We start from the raw sequence: 14,713 nt of genomic DNA on the forward strand, positions 1-14,713 counted from the left end.
CCGGTTCCCACTTTTCCGCGACGTGCTCAGGGGAGAAAATTGATCATGCCGCAGAGTGACGATATCAAGCAGATCATCCGACAGGAGCAGGCGCTGATTTTCACGTCTTTTAATGAAAACGACGCGTTTTCGTTGGGCCAGCGGATACGTGATCTGGCTGTAAAGCAGAAGCTTCCAGTCGCCATTGATATATCGCTCTGGGATCGCCGTTTGTTCTTCGCTGCGACAGCCGGAACCACGGTCGATAACACGGAATGGCTTCGCCGCAAGTTCAACGTGGTGCGTCGCTTTCATGCTTCGAGCTATCGCCTTGTTCTGGAGCAGAACCGCGACGACAAAATGTTTGCCGCACACAAGGCGCTGGATGTAGCGGATTATGCATTGGCGGGCGGAGGCTTCCCAATCCATGTTGCAGGAGCGGGCGTTATCGGAACGGCCATTGTTTCTGGTCTGCCGCAACGCGAAGATCATAACCTTGTCGTGCGGGCCATTGCCGAGCATCTGGGACAGGACCCGGTCGCGCTGGCTTTGACCGCTGTTTGAAAATTGAAATACGGAGAATGAACGATGTCGCTTCAGAATGTGGTTGCCCTTCAGCGAAATGAGGAGGGCATTGCAGCCGCTGTTGCTATCCTGAAACAACGTTTTGGTGAACGCGCCCAGACCGGGCAGGCAATCCGCGAGCAGCATGGCCACACGACGACATATGTGCCGACGCAGGCACCCGACATCGTCATTTTCGCACAGACAACACAAGACGTGCAGGATGTCGTTCACATCTGCGCCGAGCATAAGGTGCCGGTGATTGCATTTGGTGCCGGTTCCTCGCTTGAGGGCCAGGTAAATGCACCTGCCGGTGGCGTGTCGATCGATTTGACTGGGATGAACCGTGTTCTGGCGGTTCATGCAGAAGACCTTGATTGTGTGATAGAGCCGGGTATCACGCGACGGGAATTGAATGAATATCTGCGCGATACTGGGCTTTTCTTTCCAATTGATCCGGGTGCGAATGCAACGCTTGGCGGCATGGCTTCTACACGTGCTTCCGGTACAAATGCGGTTCGCTATGGCACCATGCGCGAAAACGTAATGGCGCTCAAAGCTGTTATGCCGGATGGTCGCCTGATCGAAACATCGAAGCGCGTGAAGAAGACCGCAGCGGGGTATGATCTCACGAGACTTTTGATCGGTTCGGAAGGCACGCTCGGCATTATCACCGAGCTTACTTTGAAACTGCAGGGCATTCCGCAGGCAGTATCGGGCGGCATCTGTCCATTCCCCGATGTTGAATCGGCCTGCCGTGCAGTGATCGAAACCATTCAGATGGGTATTCCGGTGGCACGTATTGAGCTGGTCAACAAGCTTCAGATGGAAGCGTTGATCCTGCATTCCAAACTGCCTTATGAAGCACAACCCTATTTGTTCGTAGAGTTTCACGGCACGGAAACCGGCGTTGCTGAGCAGGCGGAAATTTTTGGTGAAATTGCTGCCGGAAATGGCGGAGGTGAATTTCGCTGGACCAATGATCCTGAAGAGCGCGACCGGCTATGGCGTGCGCGGCATGATGCCTATCTGGCCTCCTTCCTTCTGCGTCCGGGTGCCAAGGGTGTCTCGACGGATGTTTGCGTACCGATTTCGCGCCTTGCCGATTGCATCGCAGAGACCGAAAAAGACTTGGCTGAAAGCGGACTGATCGCCCCGGTGGTCGGCCATGTCGGCGACGGTAATTTCCATCTTCTTCTGCTACTCGATACGGATGACGCAGCGGAAATGGCGCGGGCGGAAGAGTTCATGGATCGACTGGTCAAGCGCGCTCTGGCTATGGAAGGCACTTGCACGGGCGAGCACGGTATCGGCCAGGGCAAGATGAAATACCTCCCCATGGAGCTTGGCGAGGCGACTGATTACATGCGCATGATCAAGAAATCGCTTGATCCGGGCAATATTATGAACCCCGGCAAGATTCTTATTCCGTGAATCAAATCAGCGGTTTGGTGAGCGTTTTTCAGACGTTGATTCAATCAGGTTTTTAATTCGGCTCGGCGTGAGGCACTTTGTCTTGTTATCGCCGGGCCTTGTTATCGCCGGACTGATGTCGTTTTTGCAGAAATATGATTAGACCCGAAAAGCATTTCACACTTTCCGGGCTCATGCTTTATGTTGCGCTGTAACGAGAGCGTGATTCACCGTTTGTTTTCGTGTAATTCTGAAATTCGCACAATACCGGAGTTTTTTCTTGGGCCGCATATTCGTCATCGTCGGAGGGCTTTTGGTGTTGCTTTTGACGGCAGCGCTTGTCGTGCCGCCCTTTGTTGACTGGAGCGGCTACCGTGCCGATTTCGAACGTGAAGCAAGCCGGGTACTTGGCCGTCCGGTGCATGTAACGGGTGATGTGAGTGCGCGTCTACTGCCTTTTCCTTCTGTGGCATTTTCCGATGTCCGCGTAGGTGATGTCGCCCGTCCGGTGATGACGGTTGATACGTTTTCGATGGATGCAGAATTGATGCCGTTTCTGCGCGGCCAGCTCTTGATTTTCGATATGCGCGTTGAGCGCCCGCAGGCCATTGTTTCCCTCGATAAGGACGGTAAGGTGGATTGGGCAATTCGTCCTTCCACGCCAATTGATCCGGCCCATATCAAGGTCGAGCGGCTTTCAATTCTGGACGGCACAGCGACCCTACATGATGAAGCAAGCGGACGTCTTCATACGGCGACATCTATCAATGCGGTGATGTCTGCGAATAGTCTGTCCGGGCCCTGGCAGGCCAATGGTACTTTGGATATTGAAGGGCAGAAGCTCGCGCTTGATCTCAACAGTGGTGAGGCAAAGCCCGATGGTTCGTTGCGACTGCGGGCACGTATTTCTCCCGATGCAATTCCCGCATCCTTTGAAACAGATGGCGATATTACTCTGAAGGAGGGGCGTCTCAACTATGCAGGCAACTTCTCGCTTCGTTCGGCGGATGCCGTTGCACTGAATACCAAAAATCAGAAGACATCAACTGAGAAGCCGTTTTTTAGCGATTTACGGTTGTCGGGCAAGTTCGAGGCGGACAGAAGCCGGTTTGATGCCCGCGAATTCCGTATGGAACAAGGGCCTGCCGATAATCCTTATGTGGTAAACGGCAAGGCATTTATTGATTACGGCGACACGCCGCGTTTTGATATCAGCGCCGATGGACAGCAGATTTTCTGGGGTCCCGTCGAAACCACGGAAGACCAGCAGGCTGTTACACCCGTGCCGCTCGGTGATCGTGTGGCACTTGTCCGCCGTATGCTTGAGCAATTACCAATCCCCGGAATGCCCGGCAACGTGGAACTGCGTTTGCCTGCGGTGATTGCCGGTGGCACCACAATTCGCTCCGTGACGATCAGTGCAGGCCCTGACGGCAACGGCTGGAATATCCGCCAGTTTTCCGCTGATCTGCCGGGACGCACGAAGGTTGAAGCAAAGGGCAAGCTTTCTGTTGGTAAGGATTTTGGCTTTGCAGGCGATATGCTTGTGGCTTCGCGCCAGCCATCAGGACTTGCCTCATGGCTCAATGAGACTGTCGATGAATCGATCCGCAAACTTGATAGCGTCGGCTTTTCCGGCAAAGTCGATCTGCGTGATGGCATGCAGAGTATTGACGAACTTGAAGTCGGATTGGGGCAAACGTCGCTGAAAGGCAGCTTCCTGCGACAAGTCGCTGGCTCTGCTGAGCCAGCTGTTACGCTTAGGCTTCATGGTGGTGCAGTCGATAGCGATGCGTTGCGGGCCTTTACAGGCTTTTTCTCAAGCGGTCATGGCATGGCTTCTCTTGAAGGGCAGGCGCTTGATATCGGTTTCAAGGCAGGGCCAGTTCAGTACGAGGATATGGAAGCAGGTAGTGTTGATCTTGCTGTGCGCGTGCATGGTGGACGTTTTGATTTTGATCGCCTGATGGTCAACGATGTAGCCGGTACGACTTTAACGGCGACGGGTGCCTATGAGCCGTTTGCGTCTGCGCCGTCAGGTACGCTGGATGCGACTTTGCTGTCTGCAGATCTGTCGCATTTTCTGACGCTGGTCGCGCATCGTCATCCACAAATCCCATTTTTCAGGTCGCTTTCGGCACGTGCGGACAATTATCCGGGCCTGTTTGATGACACCGAAATTAACATTATTGCCAATGCAGTCGCAGCGCCGAATGGTGATGCTGCGCCAGTCGCTTCTGCAAACAACAGTGCTGGCAAGAATGCTGGCACAGACAAGAGTGCGCGGACCAAAGAAGCGAACACAAAGACCCCCGCCAAGGGCGGTGAAGCATCTTTCAGCGTGACCGGCAAAGCGGGCGGGATGAAGCTGGATCTCTCAGGCACCACGAGTGGCGGGAGTTCCGAGAGTGATCCGATGCAGATGCAGCTGAACGGAACTGCAACATCTCAGAACGGAGAAACTGTTCTCGCGCTTCTGGGCCTGCCGTCACTGCCTTTGGGGCTTGCTGGTGAGTTGACGGCGGATTTAACCATGCAGGGTGCGCCGAGCGCAGGTATGCGGACACAACTTAAGCTAACGGCGCCCGATGGAACGGCTGCCGCCGATGGCATCCTCTCGCTAGTTGGAGGCGATATTGCCGCAAGCGGTAAGGCTCAGTTGAAATCTGACGATTTGCAGCCATTTATAGCGACAGCTGGGTATTCTTTGCCGGGATTTGGCGAGGGGCTGTCCGCTGATCTTTCCAGCGATTTCCAGTTTGCAAAAGGCCTTCTTCGCTTTCCGAACTTTTCTGGCAAACTCGGCGGAGATGATGTTTCTGCGCGTATAGAAGCAAATTTTTCCGATAGCGGTCTGCCACAACTCAAGGGTGAAGCCAAACTGGCTTCTATCGAGCTTGGTAGTCTGGCAGCGATCATGTTGGGGCAGGAGGCTATTGAGCCTGTAAAGGCATCAAAAGTATCGATCTGGCCAAAGACACCATTTTCTGTGCGACCATCCTTGCCGCTGCTCATTGATATGAAGCTTAACGCAGCACAGGCTCATATGAATGGGTTTGGAGTTTTGAGCGATTTTTCTACCCGACTCCAGAAGGGCATGGATGATCTGACACTTGGCGAGCTGACAGGTAATTGGGCCGGCGGCTATCTGGTTGGCAATGTTTCACTGCGCAACAATGATAAGACTGCGCTTTTGACCTCCGATCTCAAATGGAGCGGTGCTGCGCTTCAGGATTTTTACCGTCTGCCAGACGGTAGCAATCCCTTCTCAGGTACGGTGAAAGCCGCTCTGTCTTTGAATGGTAGCGGTACGAGCGTGGCCGATCTTGTTTCATCTCTCGCAGGATCAGGCAGTGCAGATGTTGAAAACTTTGCGATCAATGGCCTTGATCAAAATGCTTTCGCGGGGATGCTTACAGCGGCTGATGCCATGGGCGATCAACCTGCAGGCGCTTCCCAACTAGATGCAAAGCAGTTTGCGGCGATTGCAGACAAGGCAGTCGGTCAGGGAAGCTTTGCTGCTGGTAACGCACGGTTTGATTTCACTGTCGCCGGTGGCATTGCCCGACTGGCACCGATTAGCCTTAATTCCGGTGACACGGTGCTGGCAGGGGATTTACAGTTGGATCTCTCCACATTGAGTTTGAGCGGTGAAGGCAGCTTCTCTTTCAAGCAGGCTGAAGATACGCAGTCTGGCAGTGCGGCCAATCTCAGGTATTCAATCGGTGGGTTTTATGAGGAACCATCGGTTCAGTTCGATCGTCAGCCGTTGGTCCAGTTCCTAACGCAGCGCGCGCTTGAGCGGGAACAGGAACGCGTCGAGGCCATGCAGGCCAGCATCATGGAGAAGCAGCGCCTGCGTCGTCAGCTTGATCTGCTTTCATCGGATGCGCAGGAGCGTGAACGTTTGAGGCTGGAAGAAGAAGCACGTCGCAAGGCGGAAGCCGAAGCACGCGAACAGGCTGCACGAAACGCTCTCGAGGCACAGCGTCCCGCAGTTGGCGGCAATCCGCCAGCTCAGCTCAACGGGCAGCAGGGTGGACAGTCGTTGAATGAGTTTCTGAAGGATCTGGAGCAATCGCCGACTACGGCGCCAAGTCCTCAGCCTTAGAGCGCGTTTCGATCTGATTGAAGCAGATCGGCCCTCTACCGCATCTTATTCGAAGCATAATCTTATCGATCCTCGGGTCACTCCGGTCGGATTATGTTCTAAATCTGAAGTCTCGATTTCAGCCAGTCGAGAACATAGAGGCGCAAGGCGGATGACAGGTTGATCGTGCGATCACGCTGTCCATCGATCCCGGCAATCAGTGATGCCACGGAAACCTGTCGTTTCTGTGCTATTTCTTCAAGGATTTCGAAGAACGGCTCTTCAAGCGTGTAGCTCGTGGCGTGGCCGCGAATAGTGACAGAGCGCTTTCGCAAGCGGGCTGACTGATTCACGTGTTCTCATCCGGTTTATCGCGCGAATCGAGCTTGTTGTTTGCGAGAAAGTTTTCGGTCTTACGGGTTTCTGCTTGCACGAAATCTTTCTCGGCCTTGGTCCTGCCAAACAGAACTCTGTTCTGTTCAGCTTGCTTTTCCTTGGAGACACGCGCCTTGTTCTTTTTGAACTGGCGCAGATTGATGATCTCACTCATGAATGCCTGCTGTAGCTAAGCCGCCAGAGGGATAACGGCCTCGACGCTTCTACTTTTCTGGGGTTTTCGGATTGGTGAACCACCATATCAGCAGTGAAAGTATCACGAGCAGAAGTAGTCCGAAAGTCATCTGCCACAGCGGAAAATTCGGCGCGTCTTTGGCGACAAAGAAGCCCGCAACGATGCCGCTAAACCATAAGACAATTTGAGCTATTAAACGCAGCATATTAAAACCGATCCAGATGAGTTGCCGTCGAGCCAGAACATTTCCAGTTTAAATTGAATCATTAGAAATGCTCTATGTTTTGTTTTTATGCACATCTTGTTCCGAAAACCCGTTCCCACTTTTCAGAATGTGTTCCAGTATTTACAGACTAATAATCTGCACGCTTTGATTAAAGTCAATTACCATGCGATGGCCGATGACGAGTTAGAAATTTTAAAAGCACAAAAAGCAAAACGCCGGCAGAAGTTTCTTCTACCGGCGCATAGAATGTTTCAGAATAAGATAAGACTTACTTCTTGCGGAAGGAGTCGAGCGAGACAACATCTGCAGACGGCTTGGGTTCCGTATCTTCTCCGTCAGCTGCTTCTTTATCCTTGGCGGCAGCATCTTCCTTTTCAGCCGCAGTCTTACGCGGCTTGGATTTTGATTTCGGCGACTTTGCCGGAGCTTCCTCAGAGGAGATCAGCTCAATCGAAGAAATATTGCTGCCTTCATCATTGTCGCTCGTCGGCTGGACAACGGACACATCGAATTCCAGCTCGAAATTCACTGATGGGTCATAGAAACCGCGAATAGCGGCGAAGGGGACTGTCAGCTTTTCAGGCACATCGCCGAAGGAAAGGCCGATTTCAAACAGCTGGTCCGTAACCAGCATGTCCCAGAACTGGTGCTGCAACACAACTGTCATCTGCTCAGGATATTTTTCCTTGAGACGCGATGAAATGCGTACACCAGGCGCTCCTGTGAGGAACGTGATGAAGAAGTGGTGGTTTCCAGGCAAGCCAGTCGTCGCCACTTCCGCAAGAACCTTGCGAATGACGCCACGTAGGGCTTCCTGAGCTAGAATATCATAACGGATCAGGTCCTGTACCATATTTTGCTTATCCCACGGATTCGCGGGTTGATGTCAAGTTTGTTCTCAGGGGAATTGAAAATTATATCGTGAAAAAGCTCAACTCCCACGATGGTGGGACTGAAAGAGCAATCAGGGCGCGAATTTGACGATGCTGAAAGGCAAAGTACGCAGCTTATGAGCGCTTACCAAAAGCCATCAGAAATGTACGCACGCCATTGATCGAGCTTTGCTCAATTATGGAATCGTCGATGCTTTGGCCTGTCAGGAGATGGTAATGGATATCGGCATTGATAAGCGCCAGATAGTGACGGGCAGCAAGGTCTGGGTCTTCGATCACCAAATCGCCCGCAAGAGCAAGTCGCGCCAGATGGGCTGCAATAGCGGGCACACCTTGTGCGGGGCCTTTTGTGCTGCAAAGCTTTGCACCCAGTGGAAGAGCGTCCTCGTCGGATTGAAACACTTTGCGTAAAAATGCAGTCGAGGGATCATAAACGCAATTGCGACTCATCCTGATGGAGAAGGCGATAAGGTCGTCTTCAAGATTTTCGCTCGATTGCGGAAAGGTTGCGAGGACAGCAAAAAGGCTCGACATCATCCTGTCGAAAGCGTCATCCACAACGGCCGCCAACAGTGCTTCTTTATCACGATAGTGATTATAGATCGTCTGGCGAGATACACCGGCCTCACTGGCAATCAGATCGATACTCGCACCCTGAAAGCCATCGCGATAAAAAACGCGAGCAGCAGCGCAAAGAATGAAGTCGCGCTTCATGCATTGTCCCGGCTTGATGACCGTGGAACTCACCCCTTTGGGAAGGGTAGCGGGTCTATCCGATAGAACGGCGATATCGAGCATGTCAGTAGGTTTCATATCCTTAACATAAGACGGCTTGACGGTTTGGACAATAGTGTCTAATTTTACAGTTGTGTCAAAACGGTTTTGACAATCCGTCCATTGTGGCGATTGCTACACTATTTTTAAAGGCTGGGATATCCGGTTGGGGGCCGGAAATGTCACAGAAATTATTAAAAATATGCAGCAGTAACATGTGGATAGAACATCTGTTGCGATATTTGGACTTTGGCTTTCCCATCCTCCCAAGCGGTGCCGCGGGCCTGAATGTGTCCAAAATCGCAACAGGCGACTCACGAAACATTGATGAAAGCGCTCCTCCCCATGACTTCTGGTCTCGTGCGCAATGCGATTATTCTCGGCCTTTTGTCCGCTATTGGTCCGTTTGCTATAGATATGTACCTGCCTGCACTACCGACAATCGCTTCAGATCTCCATGCGGAGACGAGCGCGGTGCAGATGAGTCTGCTTGCATTCTTTCTGGCATTGGCGCTGGCACAACTTTTCCTTGGACCTCTTTCCGACATGATCGGACGCAAGCTGCCGCTTTATGGCGGTCTGGTTCTGTTTTCCATCGGTAGTATCGGATCAGCCTTTGCATCGGATATTGATATTCTGGTGTTGTTCCGTTTTGTACAGGGCATTGGCGCTGCGTCCGGCTCCGTTATTCCACGCGCGATTGTGCGTGATTTGCACACCGGAGTGGATGCGGCACGCCTCATGTCTCTGCTGATGCTGGTTTTCTCCATCTCTCCAATTCTGGCACCACTCACCGGCTCTGTGCTGATCAGCTTTTTTGGATGGCGCAGCGTATTCTGGGCGGTGTTTATTGCGGCGCTGATTGGCATTGCGCTTATTGGATCACTGCTCAAAGAGACACGTGGCGCGGAAGCGCGACTTGAGAGCAATATTAGTAGTGCGCTCAGCGGCTATGCGCGCCTGCTCAAAGACCGCTACTTCCTTGGCCTGGTAAGCATTGGCGGTTTTGGTATCTCGGCATTCTTCGTCTATCTGGCGAATTCATCCTTCGTGCTTATCGACCATTACGGTCTGACGCCGAGCCAGTATGCGATCGCGTTCTCCGTCAATGCCGTGTCATTCTTCGCGGCTTCTCAGCTCAATGGGGTGCTTGGCGCACGCTTTGGACTGCGCCGTGTGGTCAAGATGGCAGTAACCGGCTTTGCCACATCCATGGTGGCGCTACTCGCAGTCATTCTGCTGGGCTATCAGTCGCTTTATGTGATGGCGGCGTTCCTGTTCGTCGGCTATGGCTTTTTAGGCTTGGTCATTCCGACAACGGCAGTGCTTGCGCTTGAAGATTATGGCGAGATCGCCGGAACTGCATCTGCATTGATGGGTACATTGCAGTTTGTCATTGGCGGTTTGGCCATTGCCGTGACGAGCGCTGTCTTCGACGGATCACCATTGCCGATGGTTGCTGGTATAGCGGCTTGTGCTGTCCTTGCATTCATCATCGCAATGATTGCTCTTTCGTCCAAAACACAACCAGCGGAGATAGAGGTAACGGAAACACAAGTGCCCGAAACCGAACCAGCTATCGTCTGACGTTGCTAAAGCGTGTCGCATTTCAAGTATGATCATGCGACGCGCTTTAAGCTTTATCCAGCGCGAAATGGCTTCGCCTTAAAAGGCCCGAAGACTAAAAATTCAATTGATGAGGGAAAGTGGAGGCTTCTGTTGCCAGGTGCCTCCGAACCCCGCCTTAAGGTGCTAACCCTAAGGGCTTTAGAGTGGGTTTCCCGCACCGCCATTAGGCAGCGAGAGCGTAACCCTGAGCTTTGTTGTCATTTGCAACTACTCAATTGACCCGATAACGGTGGTATCATGCCGAGCAAAAGAGCGATCTTTACACCCTTGTCGATCCTATTTCGCCCCCGCCACAACACAACTTGCTTCTGAAGCATCTTGTGTTCTGGTGGAGGCGCCGGGTACCGCCCCCGGGTCCAATAGGTTTATTACATCGTCCATTTATCACCATAGTCAGCTTGCGCTGACACGCCGTATATAGGCGTCCTTCCTCGTGATTGGAAGAGGGTAGTTGTGATTTTACAGGTTGTTGGCGGCCGACTGGCTTCGCTTTTTGGGTTCATTTTTCATTGACAGCCAGCTTCCGCTGGTCAATCCTCGTGACACTATCGGTGCATGGCTTGATAGGGATCGAAATTCTCCGGCTCTGGCGGAGGTTTAAACGGGGCAAAGGCCCAATCGAAGGAGAGTGGATATATGAGTGAATATCTCGCGGATGTCCGTCGTTATGATGCTGGTGCAGATGAAGCCGTCGTCGAGAAGATCGTAAAGCATCTCGGTATTGCGCTGCGCAATCGCGATTCCTCTCTCGTTTCGGCGACGGACCCGGAAGAATTGAAGCGCGTTCGCGATAGCTGGGTGGCGAAAAAGCTCGGTGTTGCTGATGCTGCAAAAGCCGAAGAAGTGGTCAATCACGTGGCGGAAGTCATGAAGGGCGATCGCAACAAGCACCGCGTCACCTTCTATTATCTGGTAGCCAAGCAGCTCGGTAAGCTCGGCGACCTTTGATCTTTTCACTCCCCTGTGGAGTTTGAAACCTCGGTGCCTCGTCGCGCCGAGGTTTTTCTTTATAGTGGTGTCAAAACGAATCGGCCCGGAAAGTAATCCCTATGCGCACCTATCTCGACCTTCTCCAGCATGTGCTCGACAACGGTTCTGACCGTGGGGACCGCACCGGAACAGGCACGCGCTCGGTGTTCGGCTATCAGATGCGGTTCAATCTGGCCGAAGGCTTCCCGGTTCTGACGACGAAAAAGCTGCATCTGCGCTCAATCATCCATGAACTGCTGTGGTTTCTCAAAGGCGATACCAACATCGCTTATCTCAAGGAAAACGGCGTTTCGATATGGGATGAATGGGCCGATGAAAATGGTGATCTCGGTCCGGTCTATGGCTATCAGTGGCGTTCGTGGCCTGCACCAGATGGCCGCCACATTGACCAGATCGCGAATCTTTTAAAGATGTTGCGGGAAAATCCTAATTCACGACGTTTGATCGTCTCTGCGTGGAATCCGGCACTGGTCGATGAAATGGCTCTGCCGCCATGTCATTGCCTGTTCCAGTTTTATGTGTCGGACGGCAAGCTTTCCTGCCAGCTTTATCAGCGTTCGGCGGATATTTTCCTGGGCGTTCCGTTCAACATCGCATCCTACGCGCTGCTGACGATGATGATCGCGCAGGTGGCAGACCTTGAGCCGGGTGACTTCGTTCACACACTGGGCGACGCGCATATCTATTCCAACCATTTCGAGCAGGCGCGTCTGCAGCTTACCCGCACCCCGAAGCAGTTGCCGACGATGCGGATCAATCCAAATGTAAAAGACCTGTTTGATTTCCGTTTTGAGGATTTTGAACTTGTTGGATACGAAGCCGATCCAACGATCAAAGCTCCGATTGCGGTGTAAGACATGACAACTCGGAAGCCGATTGTATCGATCATCGTGGCTGCTGCTGAAAACAATGTCATTGGTCGTGACAACGACATGCCATGGAAGCTGTCGACCGATCTCAAGCGATTCAAGGCACTGACATTGGGCAAACCTGTCATCATGGGGCGCCGCACATGGGAGTCCATCGGTCGCCCTTTGCCGGGACGACCCAGTATCGTTGTGACACGCGACGCCGCGTTTAGTGTGGAAGGCGCACTGGTTGTCGGTTCGCTTGAAGATGCAATAGATATCGGACGCAAGCTTGCAGCTGAGCTCAGTGTCGATGAAGTCTGCATTATTGGTGGTGGCAACATCTATGCTCAGGGGCTACCATTGGCAGATGTGGTGCATCTCACCCGCGTAGTGGCCACGATCGATGGTGACACATATTTCCCTGAAATCGATTCGGAAATTTGGCAGGCCATTTCGACCGAGGACGTGCCCGCAGGTGAAAAAGATAGCCATCCAACACGCTATATTCGGTATGAACGGCGTGTTGCGTAAATTATAACGCAGGAAATTTGCCGCCTTACGTTGAAAGCGGCCCTCGCGATGCCTATAAAACGGTAACATTAGTTGATGACGGGAGGTGGCGCTTGCTTTCCCGTCTCCCGGACGAGAGGTGAGGATGCCCTGGAGTAATCAGAACGGCGGCGGTGGCCCATGGGGTGGCGGCGGCGATAATAATAACAATAACAATAATAACGGCGGCAACGGCGGCCCCTGGGGGCAGGGACCGAAAGGACCGCGCGGTGGTGGACAGAACACGCCACCTGATCTCGAGGATATTCTTCGCAAGGGCCAGGACCGTCTGAAAAAGGTTTTCCCAGGTGGCGGCGGTGGCAAGGGCGGCAGCAATCGCGGCGTATTTTTCCTCATCGGTGCAGCGGTACTGGGTTTTTGGCTTTTCCAGTCCATCTATACAGTACAGCCGGACGAGCTCGCAGTTGAACTGCGCTTTGGTAAGCCAAAGGCAGAGGTTTCGGAGCCGGGCTTGCATTTCCATTGGTGGCCGATCGAAACCTATGAAAAGGCGCAGATCGTCGAAAAGCAGATCAATATTGGCGGACAGGGCTCGCGTAACGCCACGCAGGGCTTGATGCTGACGGGTGATCAGAACATCGTCAACGTTCAGTTCTCGGTTCTTTACCGCGTATCGGACCCACGCGCTTATCTGTTTAACGTTGATAGCCCTGACTCGATGGTCCAGCAGGTTTCCGAGAGTGCGATCCGTGAGATCGTCGGCCGCAGGCCGGCTCAGGATGTCTTCCGTGACAATCGTGCAGCTATTGCGCAGAGCGTTCGCGAAATCGTTCAGGCCACGCTTGATCGGTATAATGCCGGTATTCAGGTGAATGCCGTTTCCATCGAAGATGCAGCGCCGCCACGCGAAGTGGCTGATGCCTTTGATGAAGTGCAGCGTGCGGAACAGGACGAAGATCGTTTCGTTGAAGAATCCAATCAGTACTCCAACCAGCGGCTTGGTCAGGCACGCGGTGAGGCAGCCCAGCTTCGCGAAGAAGCGGCAGCTTACAAAACCCGTGTCGTTCAGGAAGCAGAAGGTGAAGCACAGCGTTTTACCTCGGTTCTTGGTGAGTACCAGAAGTCGCCGGAAGTCACCCGTAACCGTCTTTTCCTTGAAACGATGGAACAGGTACTGAAGAGCACGAAGAAAGTTATCGTGGAACCCGGAAAAGATGTCGTGCCTTATCTGCCTCTGAATGAACTTATGCGTCAGCAACCGCGCCCCGGTGTAAACGCGACTACGACTGGCGGAGGTGCACAGTAATGGCTCAGAACAGGCTTCCGATTATTGGCGGTATCATTGCCGTCATCGTCTTCCTTCTCTACTCGGCGACGTTCATCGTCACCGAGCGCCAGCAGGCAATCGTACTGCGCTTCGGTCAGATCGTTGCCGTGAAGACCGAGCCGGGCATCTATTTCAAGCTGCCGTTCGGCTTCCTTGATGCAGATACAGTGCAGTTGATCGATGATCGTCTCCTGCGTTTCGACCTCGACGATATTCGCGTTCAGGTCTCGGGCGGCAAGTTCTATGACGTGGATGCGTTCCTCGTCTATCGCATCACCGATGCCCGCAAGTTCCGTGAAACGGTTTCCGGTAGCACTTTGCTTGCCGAGCAGCGCCTGCGGACACGTCTTGATGCAGCATTGCGTGGCGTTTACGGTCAGCGTGGCTTTGAAGCAGCGCTTTCCGAAGAGCGTGGCGACATGATGCGTGAAGTAGCTAACCAGATGCGTGCCGATGCGACTTCACTTGGTCTGACCATTGAAGACGTTCGTATTCGTCGTACAGATCTGACTGCTGAAGTTTCGCAGCAGACCTATGACCGCATGAAGGCAGAACGTCTTGCCGAAGCAGAACGTCTCAGAGCTCGTGGTCGTGAAGCAGCTCAGCGTATCCGCGCTATTGCTGATCGTCAGGTTGTCGAAACATTGTCTGAAGCGCACAAGGAATCGGAAATCCTTCGCGGTGAAGGCGAAGCGCAGCGCAGTGAAATCTTCGCTCTGTCTGCCTCGAAAGATCCGGGCTTCTTCGCCTTCTATCGTTCGATGGCCGCGTATCGCGAAGCGCTGCAGACGCCCGACACAACGCTGGTGCTTTCACCGGATTCGGAGTTCTTCAAGTTCTTCCGTGATGCTGGTGGAAAACTGGCAACACCGTCGCAGTAAGAGAGATTATCGCAA

The 14,713-nt window shown here is 53.0% G+C and carries 13 protein-coding genes and 1 other RNA gene; 9 read left to right on the top strand and 5 right to left on the bottom strand.

Going from position 1 to position 14,713, the window contains the following annotated elements; all coding sequences use genetic code 11:
• The first annotated feature begins 45 nt into the window (after nucleotides 1-45).
• The 3 genes from QBD00_RS01915 to QBD00_RS01925 all read left to right on the top strand — a co-directional run bounded on the left by QBD00_RS01915 (nucleotide 46) and on the right by QBD00_RS01925 (nucleotide 6,067).
• Entirely contained in the window at nucleotides 46-543 is a 498-nt protein-coding gene (locus QBD00_RS01915; protein ID WP_095446943.1) for a heme-degrading domain-containing protein, read from the top strand.
• Between the two features lie 24 nt (nucleotides 544-567).
• Entirely contained in the window at nucleotides 568-1,977 is a 1,410-nt protein-coding gene (locus tag QBD00_RS01920; RefSeq protein ID WP_318578526.1) for an FAD-binding oxidoreductase, read from the top strand.
• A 259-nt stretch (nucleotides 1,978-2,236) separates the two neighbouring features.
• Nucleotides 2,237-6,067: an AsmA family protein gene (locus QBD00_RS01925; protein WP_318578527.1), complete on the top strand. Its 3,831-nt coding sequence runs from the start codon at nucleotides 2,237-2,239 to the stop codon at nucleotides 6,065-6,067.
• 98 nt (nucleotides 6,068-6,165) lie between these two features.
• On the opposite strand, the gene QBD00_RS01930 is transcribed toward QBD00_RS01925, so the two are convergent.
• The 4 genes from QBD00_RS01930 to QBD00_RS01945 all read right to left on the bottom strand — a co-directional run bounded on the left by QBD00_RS01930 (nucleotide 6,166) and on the right by QBD00_RS01945 (nucleotide 8,549).
• Entirely contained in the window at nucleotides 6,166-6,399 is a 234-nt protein-coding gene (locus tag QBD00_RS01930) for a ribbon-helix-helix domain-containing protein (protein WP_095446940.1), read from the bottom strand.
• The gene (locus QBD00_RS01935) at nucleotides 6,396-6,596 is read right to left on the bottom strand and encodes a DUF4169 family protein (RefSeq protein ID WP_318578528.1); all 201 of its coding nucleotides are present in this window, start codon (nucleotides 6,594-6,596) and stop codon (nucleotides 6,396-6,398) included. The genes QBD00_RS01930 and QBD00_RS01935 overlap by 4 nt, the downstream gene beginning before the upstream one ends.
• Nucleotides 6,597-7,111: 515 nt before the next feature.
• Complete coding sequence (locus QBD00_RS01940) at nucleotides 7,112-7,696, bottom strand: SspB family protein (protein ID WP_095446938.1); 585 nt, start codon at nucleotides 7,694-7,696, stop codon at nucleotides 7,112-7,114.
• A 154-nt stretch (nucleotides 7,697-7,850) separates the two neighbouring features.
• A complete protein-coding gene (locus QBD00_RS01945) occupies nucleotides 7,851-8,549 on the bottom strand; it encodes a TetR/AcrR family transcriptional regulator (RefSeq protein ID WP_318578529.1) in 699 nt (232 codons plus the stop codon).
• A gap of 306 nt (nucleotides 8,550-8,855) precedes the next feature.
• Between QBD00_RS01945 and QBD00_RS01950 the strand changes: the two genes are divergently transcribed.
• Complete coding sequence (locus QBD00_RS01950) at nucleotides 8,856-10,097, top strand: multidrug effflux MFS transporter (RefSeq protein ID WP_095447927.1); 1,242 nt, start codon at nucleotides 8,856-8,858, stop codon at nucleotides 10,095-10,097.
• Between the two features lie 118 nt (nucleotides 10,098-10,215).
• Here the strand turns inward: QBD00_RS01950 and ssrA are convergent.
• Nucleotides 10,216-10,586, bottom strand: a transfer-messenger RNA (tmRNA) gene (ssrA, locus tag QBD00_RS01955).
• Nucleotides 10,587-10,775: 189 nt separating this feature from the next.
• Here ssrA and QBD00_RS01960 point away from each other — a divergent pair.
• The 5 genes from QBD00_RS01960 (at nucleotide 10,776) to hflC (ending at nucleotide 14,698) form a co-directional block, all read left to right on the top strand.
• The gene (locus QBD00_RS01960) at nucleotides 10,776-11,087 is read left to right on the top strand and encodes a DUF2853 family protein (protein ID WP_095446935.1); all 312 of its coding nucleotides are present in this window, start codon (nucleotides 10,776-10,778) and stop codon (nucleotides 11,085-11,087) included.
• 101 nt (nucleotides 11,088-11,188) lie between these two features.
• Nucleotides 11,189-11,983, top strand: a complete 795-nt coding sequence (locus QBD00_RS01965) for a thymidylate synthase (RefSeq protein ID WP_095446934.1) — start codon at nucleotides 11,189-11,191, stop codon at nucleotides 11,981-11,983.
• Nucleotides 11,984-11,986: 3 nt separating this feature from the next.
• Nucleotides 11,987-12,511 carry a dihydrofolate reductase gene (locus tag QBD00_RS01970; protein ID WP_318578530.1) on the top strand — a complete coding sequence of 175 codons (525 nt, stop codon included), beginning with the start codon at nucleotides 11,987-11,989 and terminating at the stop codon, nucleotides 12,509-12,511.
• A 124-nt stretch (nucleotides 12,512-12,635) separates the two neighbouring features.
• Nucleotides 12,636-13,796 carry an FtsH protease activity modulator HflK gene (gene hflK / locus QBD00_RS01975; RefSeq protein ID WP_095446932.1) on the top strand — a complete coding sequence of 387 codons (1,161 nt, stop codon included), beginning with the start codon at nucleotides 12,636-12,638 and terminating at the stop codon, nucleotides 13,794-13,796.
• Nucleotides 13,796-14,698 (top strand): protease modulator HflC, encoded by a 903-nt coding sequence (gene hflC / locus QBD00_RS01980; protein WP_095446931.1) that lies wholly within the window; start codon nucleotides 13,796-13,798, stop codon nucleotides 14,696-14,698. Before hflK ends, hflC begins: the two co-directional genes overlap by 1 nt.
• Nucleotides 14,699-14,713: the final 15 nt, after the last annotated feature.

The organism is Ochrobactrum sp. AN78 (genome assembly GCF_029909885.1).
GTDB classification, from domain to species: domain Bacteria; phylum Pseudomonadota; class Alphaproteobacteria; order Rhizobiales; family Rhizobiaceae; genus Brucella; species Brucella quorumnocens.

Coding starts and splice junctions, on each gene's coding strand:
- QBD00_RS01960 (WP_095446935.1), top strand. CDS start 10,776: ATGAGTGAATATCTCGCGGATGTCCGTCGTTATGATGCTGGTGCAGAT.
- QBD00_RS01970 (WP_318578530.1), top strand. CDS start 11,987: ATGACAACTCGGAAGCCGATTGTATCGATCATCGTGGCTGCTGCTGAA.
- QBD00_RS01940 (WP_095446938.1), bottom strand. CDS start 7,696: ATGGTACAGGACCTGATCCGTTATGATATTCTAGCTCAGGAAGCCCTA.
- QBD00_RS01920 (WP_318578526.1), top strand. CDS start 568: ATGTCGCTTCAGAATGTGGTTGCCCTTCAGCGAAATGAGGAGGGCATT.
- hflC (WP_095446931.1), top strand. CDS start 13,796: ATGGCTCAGAACAGGCTTCCGATTATTGGCGGTATCATTGCCGTCATC.
- QBD00_RS01945 (WP_318578529.1), bottom strand. CDS start 8,549: ATGAAACCTACTGACATGCTCGATATCGCCGTTCTATCGGATAGACCC.
- QBD00_RS01950 (WP_095447927.1), top strand. CDS start 8,856: ATGACTTCTGGTCTCGTGCGCAATGCGATTATTCTCGGCCTTTTGTCC.
- QBD00_RS01915 (WP_095446943.1), top strand. CDS start 46: ATGCCGCAGAGTGACGATATCAAGCAGATCATCCGACAGGAGCAGGCG.
- hflK (WP_095446932.1), top strand. CDS start 12,636: ATGCCCTGGAGTAATCAGAACGGCGGCGGTGGCCCATGGGGTGGCGGC.
- QBD00_RS01965 (WP_095446934.1), top strand. CDS start 11,189: ATGCGCACCTATCTCGACCTTCTCCAGCATGTGCTCGACAACGGTTCT.
- QBD00_RS01935 (WP_318578528.1), bottom strand. CDS start 6,596: ATGAGTGAGATCATCAATCTGCGCCAGTTCAAAAAGAACAAGGCGCGT.